General features: G+C 68.9%; 19 protein-coding genes. 6 read left to right on the top strand and 13 right to left on the bottom strand.

Annotated features, from left to right (window positions below; all coding sequences use genetic code 11):
* The first annotated feature begins 12 nt into the window (after nt 1-12).
* Nucleotides 13-498 (top strand): ester cyclase, encoded by a 486-nt coding sequence (locus BLU09_RS09680; protein WP_090488484.1) that lies wholly within the window; start codon nt 13-15, stop codon nt 496-498.
* An 8-nt stretch (nt 499-506) separates the two neighbouring features.
* Here the strand turns inward: BLU09_RS09680 and BLU09_RS09675 are convergent, their stop codons facing one another.
* Nucleotides 507-1,133, bottom strand: coding sequence for a hypothetical protein (locus BLU09_RS09675; protein WP_186817743.1), 627 nt, complete (start codon nt 1,131-1,133; stop codon nt 507-509).
* A 147-nt stretch (nt 1,134-1,280) separates the two neighbouring features.
* Between BLU09_RS09675 and BLU09_RS09670 the strand changes: the two genes are divergently transcribed.
* Both BLU09_RS09670 and BLU09_RS09665 read left to right on the top strand, forming a co-directional pair.
* Nucleotides 1,281-2,717: a M48 family metalloprotease gene (locus tag BLU09_RS09670; RefSeq protein WP_090488480.1), complete on the top strand. Its 1,437-nt coding sequence runs from the start codon at nt 1,281-1,283 to the stop codon at nt 2,715-2,717.
* Between the two features lie 265 nt (nt 2,718-2,982).
* Nucleotides 2,983-3,447, top strand: a complete 465-nt coding sequence (locus BLU09_RS09665; RefSeq protein ID WP_244171578.1) for a DUF3293 domain-containing protein — start codon at nt 2,983-2,985, stop codon at nt 3,445-3,447.
* A gap of 63 nt (nt 3,448-3,510) precedes the next feature.
* Here BLU09_RS09665 and BLU09_RS09660 read toward each other — a convergent pair whose 3' ends face one another.
* The 4 genes from BLU09_RS09660 to BLU09_RS09645 form a co-directional block, all read right to left on the bottom strand.
* A complete protein-coding gene (locus BLU09_RS09660; RefSeq protein WP_090488479.1) occupies nt 3,511-3,930 on the bottom strand; it encodes a hypothetical protein in 420 nt (139 codons plus the stop codon).
* 146 nt (nt 3,931-4,076) lie between these two features.
* The gene (gene clpP / locus BLU09_RS09655) at nt 4,077-4,688 is read right to left on the bottom strand and encodes an ATP-dependent Clp endopeptidase proteolytic subunit ClpP (protein ID WP_090488476.1); all 612 of its coding nucleotides are present in this window, start codon (nt 4,686-4,688) and stop codon (nt 4,077-4,079) included.
* 107 nt (nt 4,689-4,795) lie between these two features.
* Nucleotides 4,796-6,196 carry a class II fumarate hydratase gene (gene fumC, locus BLU09_RS09650; protein WP_090488475.1) on the bottom strand — a complete coding sequence of 467 codons (1,401 nt, stop codon included), beginning with the start codon at nt 6,194-6,196 and terminating at the stop codon, nt 4,796-4,798.
* A 98-nt stretch (nt 6,197-6,294) separates the two neighbouring features.
* Nucleotides 6,295-6,648 carry a PspC domain-containing protein gene (locus tag BLU09_RS09645; RefSeq protein ID WP_244171577.1) on the bottom strand — a complete coding sequence of 118 codons (354 nt, stop codon included), beginning with the start codon at nt 6,646-6,648 and terminating at the stop codon, nt 6,295-6,297.
* 248 nt (nt 6,649-6,896) lie between these two features.
* Here BLU09_RS09645 and aceB point away from each other — a divergent pair, with 248 nt between their 5' ends.
* The 3 genes from aceB (at nt 6,897) to BLU09_RS09630 (ending at nt 10,452) form a co-directional block, all read left to right on the top strand.
* On the top strand, nt 6,897-8,522 hold the full coding sequence (aceB, locus tag BLU09_RS09640; RefSeq protein ID WP_090488471.1) for a malate synthase A: 1,626 nt from the start codon (nt 6,897-6,899) through the stop codon (nt 8,520-8,522).
* Nucleotides 8,523-8,579: 57 nt separating this feature from the next.
* The gene (aceA, locus tag BLU09_RS09635) at nt 8,580-9,866 is read left to right on the top strand and encodes an isocitrate lyase (RefSeq protein ID WP_090488469.1); all 1,287 of its coding nucleotides are present in this window, start codon (nt 8,580-8,582) and stop codon (nt 9,864-9,866) included.
* Between the two features lie 178 nt (nt 9,867-10,044).
* Complete coding sequence (locus tag BLU09_RS09630) at nt 10,045-10,452, top strand: hypothetical protein (protein ID WP_186817744.1); 408 nt, start codon at nt 10,045-10,047, stop codon at nt 10,450-10,452.
* Nucleotides 10,453-10,464: 12 nt separating this feature from the next.
* Here BLU09_RS09630 and BLU09_RS09625 read toward each other — a convergent pair whose 3' ends face one another.
* The 8 genes from BLU09_RS09625 to BLU09_RS09590 all read right to left on the bottom strand — a co-directional run bounded on the left by BLU09_RS09625 (nt 10,465) and on the right by BLU09_RS09590 (nt 18,331).
* On the bottom strand, nt 10,465-10,707 hold the full coding sequence (locus tag BLU09_RS09625; RefSeq protein ID WP_090488465.1) for a hypothetical protein: 243 nt from the start codon (nt 10,705-10,707) through the stop codon (nt 10,465-10,467).
* 67 nt (nt 10,708-10,774) lie between these two features.
* The gene (locus BLU09_RS09620) at nt 10,775-11,113 is read right to left on the bottom strand and encodes a hypothetical protein (protein ID WP_011556377.1); all 339 of its coding nucleotides are present in this window, start codon (nt 11,111-11,113) and stop codon (nt 10,775-10,777) included.
* A gap of 59 nt (nt 11,114-11,172) precedes the next feature.
* The gene (gene sitI6 / locus BLU09_RS09615) at nt 11,173-11,901 is read right to left on the bottom strand and encodes a SitI6 family double-CXXCG motif immunity protein (protein ID WP_090488461.1); all 729 of its coding nucleotides are present in this window, start codon (nt 11,899-11,901) and stop codon (nt 11,173-11,175) included.
* Nucleotides 11,898-12,569, bottom strand: coding sequence for a SitA6 family polymorphic toxin lipoprotein (gene sitA6, locus BLU09_RS09610; protein WP_090488459.1), 672 nt, complete (start codon nt 12,567-12,569; stop codon nt 11,898-11,900). The genes sitI6 and sitA6 overlap by 4 nt, the downstream gene beginning before the upstream one ends.
* Nucleotides 12,570-12,617: 48 nt before the next feature.
* On the bottom strand, nt 12,618-13,901 hold the full coding sequence (locus BLU09_RS09605; protein WP_090488457.1) for a TIGR04013 family B12-binding domain/radical SAM domain-containing protein: 1,284 nt from the start codon (nt 13,899-13,901) through the stop codon (nt 12,618-12,620).
* Nucleotides 13,902-13,971: 70 nt separating this feature from the next.
* Nucleotides 13,972-15,567, bottom strand: a complete 1,596-nt coding sequence (locus tag BLU09_RS09600; protein WP_090488455.1) for a serine hydrolase domain-containing protein — start codon at nt 15,565-15,567, stop codon at nt 13,972-13,974.
* 312 nt (nt 15,568-15,879) lie between these two features.
* Nucleotides 15,880-16,467: a hypothetical protein gene (locus tag BLU09_RS09595; protein ID WP_090488453.1), complete on the bottom strand. Its 588-nt coding sequence runs from the start codon at nt 16,465-16,467 to the stop codon at nt 15,880-15,882.
* A 751-nt stretch (nt 16,468-17,218) separates the two neighbouring features.
* Entirely contained in the window at nt 17,219-18,331 is a 1,113-nt protein-coding gene (locus tag BLU09_RS09590; protein ID WP_090488451.1) for a heparin lyase I family protein, read from the bottom strand.
* Nucleotide 18,332 lies beyond the last annotated feature (1 nt).

Genomic DNA, 18,332 nt, shown 5'->3' with positions numbered 1-18,332 from the left:
CATCGTGGGGCCATGACACGACACACGACGATTCTGATGTGCGCCCTCGGGTGGCTGTCGGGATGCGCCACGATGTCTCCCGTGGAGCGCGCGGCCGCCCTGGAGGCCCAGAACAAGCAGCGGGTGCGGCAGCTCACCGAGGAGCTCTACAACCTGCGCAAGCTGGACCGCATCCCGGAGTTCATCGCCGAGGACTTCGTGGACCGCTCCCAGGGCGCGCCCCTCAACGCCGTGGGGCCCGCCTTCATCCGTCAGCAGGCGGAGGCCAGCTTCAAGACGTTCCCCGAGCTGAAGTTCGACATCCTCCACCTGGTGGCGGACGGCGACCTGGTGCTCGCGCACTGGAAGGCCACCGCACCGGCCCCCCAGCCCCTCCTGCTGCAAGGGCACTCCCTGTACCGGCTGCGCGACGGCAAGGTGGTGGAGTCCTGGGACATCTCCGACCGCCTGTCGCCGCTGCTCCAGCGCGGCTACAAGGTGGTACCGCCCACGCTGTAGCCTTCGGCTCAGCCGCCGGGCGCGCGGAACACCGCGCCGTCCTGGCCTTCCACCACCAGGCTGGCGCCATCCGACGGCGACACCCGGAGCGCCACGCGTGGCAGCCCCTTGCGGTCCCTCAGCACCAGACCGGGAGAGCCATGCTCGTCCGCACCCAGGATGGCCCGGGGCCGTCCGTCCGCGTCCGACAGCTCCAGCCGCGACGAGCCATCCACCTGAAGGCCCACCGCGAACAGCTCCCCGCCGCCGGGCTTGGACAGCGTCAGGCGCGGCGCCTCGTCGGAGTACACCATCAGCTCCGCCAGGGACTGGCCCTCCGCGGTGGAGAAGCGCAGCCGGGGCGAGCCGTCCTCGCCCACGCCCAGCAGCGCCCGGGGCCGGCCCGCGCCGTCGCGCAGCACCAGGCCCGCGTTGCCCTGCGCGTCGGTGTCCAGCGTGGCCCGCGTCTGCCCGCGCGCGTCCGTGAGCACCAGCCGGGAGGCCACCAGCGTCCCAGAGGACACGTCTTCGCCCCGGAGCGCCGCCGCGCCCAGCCCCAGTCCCGCCAACGCGAGCGCGGTGAACGTCAGCCCCTGCCACCGCCGACAACTGCGCTCCAGCCGCGCCATCCGTGCTTCGAGCGAATCCGAATCCATTCGAACGCCTCCTCGCGAAGAGAAGCTAACGGAAGCGGGCCCGGTGCGCGCGCCCGACTGTCCAGCAGTGACGACCCGTCCACCCCCACCGTGGTCGCCGTGCCGCCGCTGACCTATTTGCGCATCCACCACTACCAGGAAGGCCCCATGACTTCACGACTCCGGCTGCTGCCGCTGCTGGCCCTGCTCTCGCTGACCACCTGCGTGCGCAACCCCGCCACCGGCAAGCGCATGCTGTCGCTCGTCTCTCAACAGGACGAGATTGCCCTGGGCAAGCAGAGCGCGGAGGAGGTGCGCGGGTCCATTGGCCTCATCCAGGAGCCCAAGGTTCAGGAATACGTCGCCCGGGTGGGCCTGCCCATGGCGAAGGCCTCCGAAAGGCCGGAGCTGCCCTGGACGGTCCAGGCCGTGGATGACCCCGTGGTGAATGCCTTCGCCCTCCCCGGAGGGCCCGTGTTCGTGACGCGGGGCCTGCTGACCGCGATGAACTCCGAGGCGGAGCTGGCCTCCGTGCTGGGGCACGAAATCGCCCACATCACCGCCCGGCACTCCGTGGAGCAGCTGTCCCAGGCGCAGCTCGCCCAGGCCGGCCTGCTGCTGGGCAGCGTGCTCAGCGAGGACGTGGCCCGCTTCGGGGGGCTGGCCGCCGCTGGCCTCCAACTGCTGTTCCTCAAGTACGGCCGCGACGACGAGCGCCAGGCGGACGAACTGGGCTTCAAGTACATGCTGAACGCCGGCTACGACGTGCGCCAGGCGGCCAACGTCTTCGCCACCCTGGACCGCGTGGGCAAGGCCGCGGGTGGACAGAGCCTCCCCACGTGGCTGTCCACCCACCCCGACCCGGGCGACCGCGTGAAGACGGCGAAGGAGCGCGCCGCGAAAGCCAACGTGGACTTCAACCAGCTCAAGGATGGCCGGGAGGAATACCTCGCCATGCTCCAGGGCATGGCCTACGGCGACGACCCGCGGCAGGGCTTCTTCCGGGGCAACGTCTTCATGCACCCGGGACTGCGCTTCCAGCTCACCTTCCCCCAGGGATGGAAGACGGCGAACCAGCCGCAGCAGGTTGCGGGCATCAGCCCGCAGGAGGACGCCATCGTCGGGCTGGTGCCCACCGGCAACATCGCACCGCAGGAGGCGATGCGGCGCTTCCTCGCGCAGGAAGGCATCCAGCCGGTGAGCGCGGCGCCCACTGGCTTCCCGCCGGGCGCCGCGTTCTTCCAGGCGCAGACGGAGCAGGGCGTCATCGCCGGCGTCACGGCCTTCGTGACCCAGGGCGGCACCACGCTCCAGCTCCTGGGCTACACCGGCGCGCAGCAGCTTCCCACCTACGAGGACGCCTTCCGCGCGACCTTCTCCAGCTTCGGCGAGCTCACGGATGCCTCGGCGCTGGCCGTCCAGCCCGCACGAATTGAACTGGCGAAGGTGACGTCCCCCATGACGTTGCAGCAGTTCAACGAGCAGCACCCGTCCACCATCCCCGTGGAGGAGCTGTCCATCATCAACGGCGTGCAGCCCGGTGACATGCTTCCCGCGGGCCGCACGGTGAAACGAGTGACGGGCGGGGTGCGGTCCACGCCCTGAGCCGTGCTCCGGCAGGGTGCGCCGGAGCCCGGTGCGTCTCTCCGTATTCGATGTCGCTGCCGTCGCGCCCGTCCTGGCGGCGGTCCGTCTCCTCCGTGTAGTCGGTGGGGATGATGTCGGGGCCGCGCCGAGGACGCTCGGCTCAAGGCCAACCTGGAAGCGACCCGCTCCGAGTGGGTCCGCCATCTGGACGTGGCTCACTGAACCGAACATTCACATTGAATTATCCGAAACCCGATTTTCCACGGAAGGCACGCAGCGCATCATGAGCGGAATGAGCCACCACGAACGCGAGCGGTTGGCGACGGCCTACGCGGCGACGCGCTACCTCATCCGGCCCCATCCCAGCACGGGGGGTGTCGAGCAAATCCTGCGGGCGGGCGCCTTGCACCCGGCGCTGGACGCAACGCTTGCGGCGCGCGGCCACCGCGAGTGGGCCTTCCTGACGGCGTGGAATCCCGGCTCGCGGTGGCGGAGCGACGAGGAGAACCGCCGCGCACAGGAGCGCATGGTCGCGCAGCTCGTCGCCGGGGGTTGGGGGGCCGCCCCCGCGCTGGGCGAGGCGGATGACGGCAGTTGGTGCGAGCAGAGCCTCTTCGTCCCCGGGCTTCCCCGCGAGGAGGCCGGGCGCTTCGGCCGCGCCTACGGACAGGTCGCCGTGCTCGTGGGACGCACGGGAGGCCGGGCGGAGCTGCTGTTCTGCGAGGAAGCCCGCGCACCCGCCCCGTGAAGCACGCGGACAGGGTGCCCCCGCGCCGCCCGTGAGGACCGGGGCGCGGGGCGACGCCCACGCTCAGGGAATGGGGCCTCGGGGCTGCCCCGCCGCCGGCACGGAGCCGCTGCCACCCAGGGCGGTGTCACCCGGGTTCTCTGGGATGACCTCCAGCTCGCGGGCATTGATGACCCTGCGCGCCAGCTCATCGAACTCGATCTCCAGCACGCGGCCGGGCTGGTCCGCGAGGCCGAAGCGGATGCGCCAGAAGTTGGGGCGGATCTCCACCGCCTCCCCGGTCTCGGCCAGCACCAGTGCGTTGTTGCGGGCGTATTCCTCACCGGCCTGGACCACGTCCCGGGCTCCCAGCTCCGTCTGCACGGCGGCCGAGCTGGGAGGGGCGGGGGGGCGGCCGGTGGGCCCCGTCGCGCAGGCCATGGAGGCCAGGATGGCGCCGGGCAAGAGGAACCGGGGGACGATGCGAAATCGGATCGGCGTCATATGCCCATGGTGAGCACGCCGCGTGCCACCTGCAGGCAGGGAAGCCGGAAACGTCCAGTGCTGGGCCTGCGTCCGGCGCGGCGCCCGTGTGGCCCCCCGCCGGGAGGAGCACCCCGCCCCGGCATGCGTCCGGGGCGGGAAGGGCCCTACTTCGCCGGAGCGGGCGTCGGGGCGATGGCGCGCTGCTTCTCCACCACCTCGTCGATGAGGCCGTACTGCCGCGCGTCCTCGGCGCTCATGAAGTAGTCGCGCTCGGTGTCCTTCTCGATGCGCTCGATGGTGTGCCCCGTGTGCTTCACGATGAGGCCGTTGATGTAGCTGCGCAGGCGGAGGATTTCCTTGGCCTGGATGTCGATGTCCGTGGCCTGGCCCTGCGCGCCGCCCAGCGGCTGGTGAATCATGATGCGGCTGTTGGGCAGGGCGTAGCGCTTGCCCTTCGCCCCGGCCAGCAGCAGCAGCGCGCCCATGGAGGCCGCCTGCCCCACGCAGATGGTGGACACCGGACACTTCACGTACTGCATGGTGTCGTAGATGGCGAGGCCCGCCGTCACGGAGCCACCCGGCGAGTTGATGTAGAGGTTGATGCCCTTGTCCGGGTCCTCCGACTCCAGGAAGAGGAGCTGGGCAACGATGATGTTGGCCACGTCGTCATTGACAGGCGTGCCCAGCATGATGATGCGGTCCTTGAGGAGCCGGCTGTACAGGTCGTACGCCCGCTCGCCGCGGTGCGTGGTCTCGATGACGAAGGGGACGTTCATGACGCCCCTACCCTAATCGCCCTTCCGCCGCCGCGCCCGTCCCTTCTTCCCGGAGCGTACGCTGCCCCACGCTTCGACGCCGGAGCCCCCCCTGCCCCCCTGGGGGCCTACCCCTTGTGGCCCGTCATGTCCTCCGGGCGGACCCACTGGTCGAACTGCTCGGGTGTGACGAGCCCCAGCGCCACGGCCGTCTCCTTGAGCGTCGTGCCGTCCCTGTGGGCCGTCTTGGCGATTTTCGCCGCGTTGTCGTAGCCGATGTGGGGGTTGAGCGCCGTGACGAGCATCAGGCTGCGCTCCAGGTTCTCCTGGATGCGGGGCCGGTTGGGCTCGATGCCCACCGCGCAGTGCAGGCGGAAGCTGCGCATGCCGTCCGCCAGCAACCGGCAGCTCTGGAGCAGGTTGTGGGCGATGAGCGGCTTGAAGACGTTGAGCTGGAAGTTGCCGGACGCCCCGCCCACGGTGACGGCGACGTCGTTGCCCATCACCTGGGCGCACAGCATGGTGAGCGCCTCACTCTGGGTGGGGTTCACCTTGCCCGGCATGATGGAGCTGCCCGGCTCGTTCTCCGGGATGGTGATTTCCGCCAGCCCCGAGCGCGGCCCCGAGGACAGCCAGCGCACGTCGTTGGCCACCTTGAAGAGCACCACCGCCAGCCCCTTCAGCGCCCCGTGCGCCTGCACCAGCGCGTCGTTGGCGGCCAGCGCCTCGAACTTGTTGGGCGCGGTGACGAAGGGGTGGCCGGTGAGCTGGGCCACCTCCTGCGCCACCCGCTCGGCATAGCCCTTGGGGGCGTTGAGGCCGGTGCCCACCGCCGTGCCGCCCAGGGCCAGCTCCAACAGGTGAGGCAGGGTGCGCTCCAGGTGGCCCTTCGCGTGGTCCAGCTGCGCCACGAAGCCGCTGACCTCCTGCCCCAGCGTCAGGGGCGTGGCGTCCTGCAAGTGGGTGCGGCCCACCTTCACCACGTCATGGAAGGCGCGGGCCTTCTGCGCGAGCACGTCGCGCAGCGCCTTCAGCTCCGGCAGCACGTGCTCGGTGATGGCGGCCACGGCGGCCACGCTCATCGCGGTGGGGAAGACGTCGTTGGAGCTCTGCCCCTTGTTGACGTCGTCGTTGGGGTGGACCTTGCGGCCCTCGCCGCGCTCGCCGCCCAGCAGCTCCGAGGCGCGGTTGGCGAGCACCTCGTTCGTGTTCATGTTCGTCTGCGTCCCGCTGCCCGTCTGCCAGACGCTCAAGGGGAACTCCGCGTCGTGCTGGCCGGCCAGCACCTCGTCCGCGGCCTGGATGATGGCCTCGCCCTTCTCCTTCGCCAGCGAGCCGTTCTCCACGTTCACCCGCGCGGCGGCCTTCTTCACCAGCACCAGGGCGCGGATGAGGGCCAGCGGCATGCGCTCGGTGGAGATGGCGAAGTTCTGGAGGCTGCGCTGCGTCTGCGCGCCCCACAGCCGGTCGGCGGGGACGTCGATGGGACCGAAGGTGTCTTTCTCGGTACGGACGTTCTTCGTGCTCACGCGCGGGGCTCCTCGGAAAGAAAGGTGGCCCCATCGAATAACAGGCCGGAGCCCTCAGGCAGGGCTCCGGCGTGATTTTCTCCGTTGGACGCTGAGCACTACACCCGGCGCTCGACGCGGGGCGCGCGCTCCGAATTGCCCAGACCGGACAGCCAGCTGTACGTGCGCCGCAGGGGCGCGGTGCCCGTCGCCGACGGCGGCGTGAAGGCCCACAGCAGCAGGTACACCATCAGCGCGGTGCCCCCGGACACCGCCAGCGCCACCACGAAGCCCACGCGAATCAGCGCCGCGTCCACGCCCAGCTCCCGCCCCAGCGCCGCGCACACCCCGGTCAGCAGCCGCCCATCCACGCCCCGGTGCATGGGCTCCGTGCGCGCGCCGCAGCGCGGGCACCTCCGGACCTCCAGGCTCACTTCCTCGGTGCAGGTGGCGCAGCGTCTCTTGGCGTCCATCACATCTCCCTTCTGGGGCCGCTCCCACTTGGCGTCCGTGGCCCTCATTCCTACCTACGCGCCCTGGTGCACCCCATTGCGTACGCCCCGGGGGCGATTTGTTGATTTACAGATTTAACACGCCGGCTGTTGACACAGTTACAGGCAAGCAGGCAAAGATTCACTCCGCACTTCCCTTTTGCCCTCGTAGGACTCATTTTCCGAGCCGTCGAAGCAGATTTACAACGCACCTAGCCAAAGGAGCTCAGATGTCGGACCAAGCCCCCTCTGTGAATCCCCCGGCGTTCGGACCGGGAGTGGTGGTGAAGGGGACCTGGCACCCCGACTACGCCGAGGTCCTCACGCCCGAGGCCCTGGAATTCGTGGCGAAGCTGGCCCGCAACTTCGGCGAGCGGCGGCTGGCCCTGCTGGAGCGCCGCAAGACGGTGCAGGCGGCCTGGAGCAAGGGAGAGCGGCCCCACTTCCTGCCGGAGACGAAGGCCATCCGGGAGGGCGACTGGACGGTGGCTCCCCTGCCCGCCGACCTTCAGGACCGCCGCGTGGAGATCACCGGCCCGGTGGACCGGAAGATGGTCATCAACGCGCTGAACTCCGGGGCGAATGTCTTCATGGCGGACTTCGAGGACGCCAACAGCCCCACCTGGGACAACGTGGTGCGCGGGCAAATCAACCTGCGCGACGCCGTGCGCGGCACCATCTCCTTCACGGCGGAGAACGGGAAGCACTACGCCCTCAACCCGAAGCGCGCCGTGCTCTTCGTGCGCCCCCGCGGCTGGCACCTGCCGGAGCGGCACATCGAAATCGACGGCAAGCCCATCTCCGGCTCGCTGTTCGACTTCGGGCTCTTCTTCTTCCACAACGCCCGGGAGCAGCTGGCGCGCGGCACCGGCCCCTACTTCTACCTGCCGAAGATGCAGAGCCACCTGGAGGCCCGGCTGTGGAACGACGTGTTCCACCTGGCCCAGGCGGAGCTGGGCATCCCGCGAGGCACCATCAAGGCCACCGTCCTCATCGAGACGCTGCCCGCCGCGTTCGAGATGGACGAAATCCTCTACGAGCTGCGCGAGCACTCCGCCGGCCTCAACTGCGGCCGCTGGGACTACATCTTCAGCTTCATCAAGACGCTCCAGTCGGACACCCGCGTGGTGCTGCCCGACCGCGGCCAGGTGACGATGGACAAGGCGTTCCTCAACGCCTACTCGCAGCTGCTCATCCAGACCTGCCACCGCCGCAACGTGCACGCCATGGGCGGCATGGCGGCCTTCATCCCCATCAAGGGGGACGCGGCGGCCAACGACGCCGTCATGGACAAGGTCCGCGCGGACAAGCTGCGCGAGGTGAAGAACGGCCACGACGGGACGTGGGTGGCGCACCCCGGCCTCGTTGAAATCGCGCGCGACATCTTCGACTCGCACATGAAGGGCCCCAACCAGCTCTCCAACAAGCGCGAGGACGTGAAGATTGGCGAGGCGGAGCTGCTCAAGGTGCCGTCCGGCACGCGCACCGAGGAAGGCCTGCGCCACAACATCCGCGTGGGCATCCAGTACACCGCCGCGTGGCTGGGCGGCCTGGGCTGCGTGCCGCTCTACAACCTGATGGAGGACGCGGCCACCGCCGAAATCTCACGCGCCCAGGTGTGGCAGTGGATCCACCACGGCGCCACCCTGGAGGACGGCCGCAAGGTGACGCCCGCCCTCTTCCGCGACGCGCTGGGCGAGGAGATGGGCCGCCTCGAGAAGGAAGGCGCCAAGGAGCGCTACGGCGCCGCCCACCTGGAGCGCGCGCGCGTGCTCTTCGAGCAGCTCTCCACCGCCAGCACCTTCGAGGACTTCCTCACCCTGCCGGCCTACGACGCCCTGGAAGCCCAACGCTGAACCCTTCGCACTTTCGCAGCAGCAACCCACCACTTTTACCGTAGCGAGGAGCCCACGATGTACGACGCCACTCCGACGACCGCCGATGCCTCCCCTCACGCCAAGCTCCACGCGCAGCGTTTCGAGGGCATCCAGCGCAACTACACCCCGAAGGACGTGGAGAAGCTCCGCGGCTCCATCACCGTCAGCCACACGCTGGCGGAGCTGGGCGCGAAGAAGCTCTGGGAGCTGCTCCACACGGAGGACTACGTCAACGCGCTCGGCTCGCTCACCGGCAACCAGGCGGTGCAGATGGTGCGAGCGGGCCTGAAGGCCATCTACCTGTCCGGCTGGCAGGTGGCGGCGGACGCGAACTCCGCGGGGCAGATGTACCCGGACCAGAGCCTCTACCCGGTGGACAGCGTCCCCACCGTGGTCCGCAAGATCAACAACGCCCTGCGCCGCGCGGACCAGATTGACCACGCGGAGGGCCGCAAGGACCGCTACTGGTTCGCGCCCATCATCGCCGACGCCGAGGCCGGCTTCGGGGGTCCGCTCAACGCCTTCGAGCTGATGAAGGGCATGATTGAAGCGGGCGCCGCGGGCGTGCACTTCGAGGACCAGCTGGCCAGCGAGAAGAAGTGCGGCCACATGGGCGGCAAGGTGCTGGTGCCCACCAGCCACTTCATCCGCACCCTCAACGCGGCCCGGCTCGCGGCGGACGTCATGGGCGTGCCCACCCTGCTGGTGGCGCGCACGGACGCGGACAGCGCCAAGCTGCTGATGAGCGACGCGGACGAGTACGACCACGCCTTCATCGACAAGAAGGCCGGCCGCACTGGCGAAGGTTTCTACCGCCTCAACGGCGGCCTGGACTGCGCCATTGCCCGCGGCCTGGCGTACGCGCCGTACGCGGACCTGGTGTGGTGCGAGACGAGCACCCCGGACCTGGCCCAGGCGAAGAAGTTCGCCGAGAGCATCCGCGCCAAGTACCCGAACAAGCTCTTGGCCTACAACTGCTCGCCGTCCTTCAACTGGAAGAAGAACCTGGACGACGCCACCATCGCCAGGTTCCAGCGTGAGCTGGGCGCCATGGGCTACAAGTTCCAGTTCGTCACCCTGGCTGGCTTCCACGCGCTCAACTTCGGGATGTACGAGCTGGCGCGGAAGTACAAGGACCGCGGCATGGCGGCCTACAGCGAGCTGCAGCAGGCCGAGTTCGCCGCGGAGAAGGACGGCTACACCGCCACCCGCCACCAGCGCGAGGTGGGCACCGGCTACTTCGACCAGGTGGCCGAGGCCATCTGCGGCGGCAACGCCAGCACGCTCGCCCTGACGGAGTCCACCGAGGCCCACCAGTTCTAGGCAACGGCGCCTCCTGAAGTCCCAGGAAGGCCGCGGCTGACGGGGAGCACGCCCGTAAGTCCGCGGCCTTCGGACGTTTTCGGCCTTTCGCGCAACTTCGCCGGCGGCCGGGCGATAATGGGGTTTCGAGAGGTCCGACACGTGCGTGGTGCGCGTCCCGGGCCGAGACGGAGGCGCCATGACCCGCATCAACTCCTTCACCGGTCCGATGATTCAGCCCGCCACCACGCAGGCGCAGGCCCGCGCCGCGAGCACGAGCTTTGGCGCGCTGGTGAACCCGATGGCCCCGGCCAACCGGCCTGGGGATCCGCTGATGGTGTCGGGGGGCGCGGTGGTCGCCTCGGCGCTCGCCTCGGTGGGCAGCTCGCCGAACAACGGCCTCCTGAACTCCTACCTGTCCGCCGTGGGCCGCGGGCCCATCTCCGAGGACGGCTCGCGGGGCCCGGTGTCCCAGGCCCCGGCTGGCTCGGAGCAGGCGCAGCAGGAGCAGGTCCTGATGGAGCTGGCGGAGATGTCCGCCGCGACGCTGTCGAACTCCATCCTGCACATGGGCAACAAGATGAAGGTGGACCTGGACCGCGAGTAATCGCGGTGGGGCTCAGCCCTTCTTCTTGTCGCTCTCCGCGTTGTAGGCGTCGCGCTGGCCTCGTTGCAGTTCGGGGCCCTTGCGCCACGGTAAGTCGACGTCGGTGCGCTGACCGCCGTTGTGCTCGGAGACGTCGTTGAGGAACTCGGCGCGCCCCTCGGCGGGGACGCGCTCGCCGTCTTCCTCGGGGTCCTTCTGCTTCTTCGGATCCAGCGGGATGCCCGCGCCGCGCTTGAGGTAGTCCTTGGGGTCCATGTCTCCAAGATAGAGACGCCCACTGTCCGCGAGCAGGGGGCGGACAGGCGGGCGGGCCCGCGCTGGCTCAGTTGAGGTACTTGGGCCGGGGCGGCTCGGCGGGCTGCTGCTTCATCATCTCCAGCCCCTGCCGGGTGAGGACGAAGCGGACGACGCCGGAGCCCCGCTCGGTCTCGATCTCCGCCTCGAAGGCCGGCCCGGCGATGCCGCCGAAGGACACGTCCTTGCGGAGGTTCACCACCCGGCCGCTCACCATGTCCCCGGCCACTTCCTTGGCGCCCTCACCGCGCTGGTGGAGCTCATAGGCCACCTGGTGCAGCGTCATCGCCAGCGAGGGCGACAGCGGCTGGTTGCTGAAGAGGACGGAGATGAGGAGCCAGTAGGGAGGTGCCTGGTCGGTGGACATCGCGCCCCCATCCTAAGCGCCTGGCGGAGCGGAGGCCCGTGGAAGTGAAGGCCCGGGCGCTAACGGGTGGGGAGCTCGCGGAAGGTGATGCCCTCCAGGCCCAGGCGCTGCACCGCATCCTTGAAGCGCTCGGTGCCCACCATCACGGTCGCGAAGTTGCCCACGCGGAAGACATCGCGGTCCGTGGGCAGCGTGGCGGCGTCGAGGATGGGGTCGTCTGGCAGCGTGAGTTTGAATCGGCCACAGGTGTCACACGGTGGAGGCAGCTCCGGCGGATAGCAGTCCGGGTGCAGGTGTCCTCGAGGTTCGAGCTGAAGCTCCAAGAGCTCCGGCGGGTCCTTCTGCCGAAAGCGCAGCTCCGTCTTGCAGCCCACGAGGCCACGCACACCTTCCACCTGGAGCCGTTCCAGCGCTTCCCGGCGAACCACCAGCAACATGCTCCCCTGCGTTTCGAAGTCGGCGAATCGTCCCGAGGCAGTTCCAACCAGCGGGCCGAACAATGTCCCTGGAGGCAGCAGCGCGCCTGGCGGAGCCAAGGGGCGGACCAACTCACGCAGCCTCGCGAACTCCTCGAATGGCTCGGGCCGGGCCTTCAGGAATTCGCACTGCGCAGGCAGGTTCGACAAATCGACAGCGGGGTACTGATGGCCCGAGGAGGCCCAGGTCACCCCACAGCCAGGACACCCCGCCAGCCCAGGCAGTCCCCACTTGTGCGCGGCGTTGAAGCTCCCGTTGATTCGGGGCCACATCGCGCTGTCCTGGGAGAGTTCAAACACACGAAGGGTCATGTTCCGGGCCTGGAATAGTACGGGCGAATCGGCCCACCAAGCAGCTCGAAGCGGTAGATCAACTCTCCGGCGTGTTTGAAAATCTCTTCAGGGCTCGCCCCACTGTTCCGCCGCATGTACGCGCGCCAGGCTTCGTTCCACGCACCACCGGCTCCCGCACCACCGTGAATGCGTCGATGGAGCTCTCGCGGTATCGGCATCGTGTAGTCGTGAATCTTGACGCCCCGCTGCGTGAACCATTGGGCAAGCTCTGGTGCCTGGGGAAAGATGTGGTGCTTCTCCCAGCGTCCGGGCGGCAGCCGATGTGACGGCGGGATGACTCGCCCAGGCGCACCACCCCAACTGGGGAACACCATGACAGCGCCCCGGGGCAACTGCTGGCCGAGGCCCCAGTTTCGCCGGGGACCTCGGCCAGGCGCCGCGGCAGCCACGGGTGGACGGGCAGGCGGAAAGCGCGCCAGCTCCACCTCCCCCGGCAGGTCCGCGCAACGGTAGAACCCACACGCGTCGCCCAGACACAGCAAGGACACACACTGGTCCTCGTGCGGAGTCCAGCACTCCAGTTCCGCGTCATCCCAGGCCTGCTGCATGGGCGGCTTGACCGAGGTGGAACACCCCAGCCAAAGCACAGCGAGCACCGGGAGCATTCTGAGCAGACAGGTTCGCATTCCGCGAATCCTAGACTTCAGGTCTGTCTTGCCCGTTCCGCGCGGCCCTTACCCCGCTCGCGGGCGGCGGCGTGAGGCAATGCCCTCGGCGAGCGCGACCTGCTGCTTCCAGTGCCCATACAGGCGCCCCTGCGAGGCCAGCCGGTCCAGCTTGCGCTGTGTCGCCTCATCCACCGACCCGGGCGGCGCATCACGGAAGGGCGTCCCCGGCAGCGGCATGAATGTATGCCCATGCACGCGCGCGCCCAGGCCCGCCAACTTCTCCATCAGCGCCACCGTGGCATCCACGTCCGCGGGCTCCTCGCCGGGAAGCCCGAGGATGAAGTCCACGTTGGGCACGAAGCCACACTCCACCGCGATGCGCGTGGCGCGCACCACCGTCTCCACGTCGTGCCCCCGGCGGGTGCTCTGGAGGATGCGCTCGGAGCCGGACTGGCCGCCGATGATGAGGTTGTCGTTGTGGACGTAGCGCTTGAGCAGCGCCAGCGCCTCGGGCGTGACGTGCTCGGGGCGGACCTCCGAAGGGAAGGTGCCGTAGTAGACGCGCCCATCGGGCGCCATGGCCTCCTTCACCGCGGCGAGCAGGGCCTCCACCGCGTCCAGATTCACCGACTCGTCTGCGGTTCCGTAGGACATGGAGGTGGGCGTGATGAAGCGGATGTCTCTCCGCCCCGAGCGCCGCAGCTCCCGCGCCCAGTGCGCCACGTTGGCCACGGAGCGGTGGCGGAAGCGCGCCTTGCTCATGAACGGCGTCTGGCAGAAGCGACACGCGTAGATGCAGCCGCGCGTAATCTCGATGGCGCCGTACTGCCCGTTGCGCGCCGCGAAGGGCGGGAAGTCGTCCAGTTGCACGCCCTCCCCTCGGCCGTGCTGCACCAGCTTCCCGTCCTTCAGATACGCGACGCCGTGCGTCTCACGCGGCTCCTCGCCGCGCAGCACCCGGCCGAGCAAGGCGCGCAGGGAGTACTCACCCTCGCCCACCGCCACCAGGTCGAAGCCCGCCTGAAGCGTCTGGAGCGTCTCCGCCGTGGCGTGCACGCCGCCGGCGATGCACAGCACGTCCCGTCCCTCCAGCCGCTCACGCACCCACGCCAGCTCCTCCGCCGCCGGGGCGAAGCTGGCCGAGTAGAAAGACCACGCCGCCACCACCGTGTCTCCGGCGTCCACGCGCTCGCGAATCGTGTCCAGCAGCGTCTCGCGGCTGCGCGGAAAGTGCAGCGTCACGTCCGCCAGCGCCGGGTCCGACTCCACGGCGCCCGCAAGCACGGTGAAGGCGTACTTACCCGGGTACTGGTAGCTCAGGACGAGCGAAACACGGCGAGATGGCTGCATGCTGGAAGCGCTTTATGCCACAGGGCCGGCGGCGCAGGCAGCCGGGCCCGCCGCGTGCGCCCTTGGCCAGTCAGGGAGAAGGCACCAGTGAGAGGGCCAGCGTGTTGAATGCAGGGAACTCCATGACGTCTGGAGGAACCCGCCCGTCCGGCACAGCCATGCGCACCACCACCAGGTCCTGCGCTGGCACCACCAGCAGGAGCTGCCCGAAGGAGCCTCGCGCGGAGTAACCCCGGGGCGCGCCCTCCACGTGCGTGCGCAGCGGGATGCGGGCGCTCTTCTCCATGAACGCCATGACGCCCTTCATCCCGCCCAGCCGCTCGGAGAGCACCTGCATGAAGTCGCCGGAGGGAATCGGCTTGTCCACCACGTCCCGCAGGCGGGACAGCGACGCCTCCGGCATGCCGTTGCGACGCGCCTCGTTCACCATGTCCTGCCCCAGCACGCGGAACGCCTTGTCGTAAACGAGCCACCACAACAAGCCCGCCGTGGGGGTGTGGGCCTGAGATGGCGCGGCGGTGGATTCCTGAATCCAGGCCTCGCTCAGGATGCGCTGCCCCTGCCAGACGCCCCGCTGGAGCATCAACTGGCCCACCTTGGCGAAGTCCACGGGGTGCAGGCGCAGGCCGGACATGCCCAGCGGATTGCCGGACGGGTCCTTCTGCCAGAACACGTCACGGATGCCGAGCGGCTCGAAGAGGCGCCGCATGAGAAAGGCGTCCAGCTTCTCGCCCGAGGCGCGCTCCACCACGCCCGCCAGCAGGTTGGTGGCCTTGTTGTTGTAGAAGAACCGGCTGCCCGGCACGTCCACCACGTGGCTGTCCAGCGCGTAGCGGACGAAGTCTCGCGACTCGTAGATGTCCATCGCGCTGGCGTTCGCGGCCAGCCCCGAGGTGTGGCTGAGCAGGTGCCGAAGCGTGACCTTCCCCTTGAGGCCGTCCTTCCACTCCGGGAAGAAGGTGGAGACAGGCGCGTCGACGGAGGGAATGCGGCCCTCGTCGATGAGCAGTCCGATGGCCAGCGCCACCACGCCCTTGGTGGCGGACATGGACTCGATGCGCTGCGTCTCGCCGCCGAAGTACCACTCCCCTACCAGCTTGCCGTGGCGGAGCACCACCAGGGCCGACGAGCCCGATTCTTCGGCCGCCTTCACGAAGGCCGCGAGCGCCGGCTCCGACAGCCCCGCCTCCGCGGGCGTCGCCTTCTCCAACCCCGCCCCGACGTTGCCCTCGGCGCGCGCCTTCAGCGCGTTCTCTCGCGCCCGCGCCACCAGCCCGTCGTAGCCCGGCATCCGCCGCAACGGCTCCAGGGACTTGTCGTGCAGCAGGTCGCCCGGCGAGCCCATCCCCCGCTCGACGGCGCGCTCCAGCCACTGGAAGGCCGCGGCGTCGTCGCCTGTACCCAGCGAGGCGTAGGCGGCGAGCCATGCCACTTCGTCCGTCTGGCGGCCCCCCTCCCACAGCCGCTGCATCTCCGAGAGCGCGGCATCGAAGCGCCCGGCCTCCATCGCCCTGCCAGCCCGCTGCAACGCCTCGCGGAGCTGGGACTCGGGGTCTGCTGGCGCCGGCTGCACGGCAGGGACTGGAGACGAAGCGGGCGCGGCCACGGGTTGCGTGTGGGCACAGGCCAGCAAGGTACAGAGCGGGAGGTAGAGACTGTGTCGCATGGGCGTTCCCCAGGGGCGGACCTGCTCGAACTACGCACCGGAAACCCCGATATTGCCTGGCCCGCACGCCATGGCGAAGCGGCATCAATCCCCTGCGAGGGCACTGACGCCGGGCCGGAGAGGAACGAGGCATGCGGCCGCCACTCGAGCGCCCGCGCCATCAGACGGCGCGGGGCCACCGCTGGCCGCCCGGGTTCCATCGAGGCCCGGACGGCAGCGGTGGCTTTCTGCGCGGCGTCGTGCAAGCCCAGCCTCATCAACAGCAGCCGGCTTGCGCGGGCAGCGCGTGCGCTGAAGGGAGCATCAGCTCGACTAACCGATCTTGAGGAAGGGGTCGAAGTAGAAGTACTGGACGTTCGCCCCGTCCCTCGTCAGCGCGAACACCACTCCGTACTCGAGCAGACCGCTCACGAGCTTGCTGGCATTGAACGTGACGTACGGAACGAAGGTGGGCGTCCAGCCCGCCCGGAGCTCCTGGTCAATCAGCGGCATGTTGGGCCAGGCCCAGGAGGGAGGCGTCTGGGTCCACTTCGGGGTTTCCTCGGTGTTGTAACCAATGAAGTCCGGAATGGGGCCCAGATCCAAATCGAAGTTGGGGATGTCGATGGGCCGCTGCCTGGCGTCATTCATGATGGCGTCCGTGAGCGGAACATCGTTGAACCTGCGCACGATGATGCCATTGGGCGCGATCCCCCCGGTCGAGCCGTAATTCGACTCTTGGATGTAGATGCGGACGTTCTCCCCACTCGGGACGGGCACCGCGTAGTCGGGGTCATCTTGATGGGGATGGGTCTTGTCGTTCAGGAGGAACGTCGGATGCTTAATCGCGACCGCGGCACCGATGGAGGCCCCTCCCTTGGGAAGCGAGTTGGAATCAATCAGGAAGCTGATCTTCAGCATGTCGCACCAATCCCTTCGTGTGGTTGATGTATGTCGCTGCTGAACCCTCACATCGGGTTCACGGCAAGGAGTTCATCCCGCCTGACACTCACCAAAGCAACGCACATGCCATCGATTGCCCTGCCCCTGCTTCCTCTGAAGCTCGCATCGAGCCTGGAATTGCACCTTGCGACTGACGCGTCAGCTCCAACCGCCGGAACGCCAACCACTTCCATGCAATTCATTGCCCCCGAACGCTTGAGTCCACCCCAATCCCAGACGCAATCCACCTCCATTCCAGCCGCAGCACATGGAATCGTGTGGATACCTGGACCCGCCGCATCAGGTCGCCACCTCCCATAGCGAGGCCAGGGAGCGCCACGACGCGGCCCGTGACGGGCGAGTCCGCACCCGGCAGGCCCCTTTCAGACCTGTCAGGTCATTGGCCTTGCGGCTCACGAGCAGAGGAGCGGCACGGAGCGCTGCTGACACGTCAGGCACACTCTGAGTCCGTCAGGAATGAGGCTGGAGTTCACGCCTGGAGTAGCGCTCCACCGGCCGCCTCGGCTTCGATACGACGGGGCATGAGACGTATCACGTCGGGTTCATGGCTCGAACGAGAGCGGCGCACCGCTTCGGAGCCGGACGGACCTTCCCGGGCGAGCCGACCTCGCCCGTGGGTGCGAGCGCTCCGGACACGTGGAGCGCGCCGCATCCCTCACTTTTCCCCACGATGGCGCGCGAGCCCGGGGGCCCGCGCGCCCCGGGAGGCTCAGCCCTTGCGGCGGCGGTAGCCGGCCAGCCCCATCAGCCCCAGCAGCGCGAAGGCCGCCGCGGAGCCACCGGTGCTGCTGCACCCCGACTGTGCCGCGGCGCCCTCATCCGAGGAGATGCCTCCGGGCGGGGGCACGTTCGGCCCAGGCTCCGTGCCCGCGTCCCAGGCTGGCGTCCCCGCGTCCGCCTCCGGCTGCGGCCCCGGCTCCTCGGCCCCACCCGCGTCCACGGGGCCCGGGTCCACGCTGCCCGCGTCCTCGGGCGAGCCGGCGTCCACCGGTGAGCCAGCGTCCATGGGCGAGCCGGCGTCCATCGGCGTCCCCGCGTCCATGGGTGGCGGCTCCGGCTGCTCCTCCAGCACGTCCGACAGCGCCGTCGCCTGGATGAAGCCGTCGTGGTAGACGACGCCCACCGGCTTCACGGTGTCACTCCGGTAGAGCCCGAGCTTCAGGTAGTTGCGCTGCCCCGAGAACATCGTCATCGCGCCGCGCTTGGGCAGCACCAACTTCTTGTTGTGCCACAGCTCGACGAAGCCCACCTTCGGGTCGGCCGACCACTTCGCGTGCAGGATGAACTCGTGCCACACGCCTCGGGTGAGCTTCGTGCGCCACGGAATCTCGTTGGTGCCGGGGAGCGACAGCCGGATTTCCTCCCCCTTCACGTAGAACTCCACCGGCGGCGAACCACAGCAGCCGTCGTGGTGCCACTGGGTGAAGAGCTGCCAGGTGTCCACGCTGGGGAAGTCGTTCGCGAACATCACCTTCCAGCGGTAGTAGTACTCCGAGCCCACCGGTTCGTTGCTGAGGTAGACCAGCTCGTTGCGATTCCCGCTGGCGTTGATGGGGTCGTCGCCCTGATGCACCGTCGCCTTCAGCGCGTATTTGCCCTCGGCCACGGGTGACGTCACCACCTGCAGCCGGTCCGCGTTCACCATCTGCGCGCGGGAGTACTGCGAGCGGTCCCCCGTCTCGAAGTCCCCCCGCCACACGACGCCTGCCATGGCGAGCCCGGGGACGCACCACATCACAAGCCATCCGGGGATAAAGGCTCTCAAAACACGTCCTCGCAAAGGTTTGGAATGCAACAACCGGCACACGGTATCGCAAACCATT

This window comes from Myxococcus virescens (assembly GCF_900101905.1).
In the GTDB taxonomy this organism is placed as follows: domain Bacteria; phylum Myxococcota; class Myxococcia; order Myxococcales; family Myxococcaceae; genus Myxococcus; species Myxococcus virescens.
The sequence above is the reverse complement of the archived record's forward strand: the minus strand, read 5'-3'. Positions and strand labels throughout refer to the sequence as shown.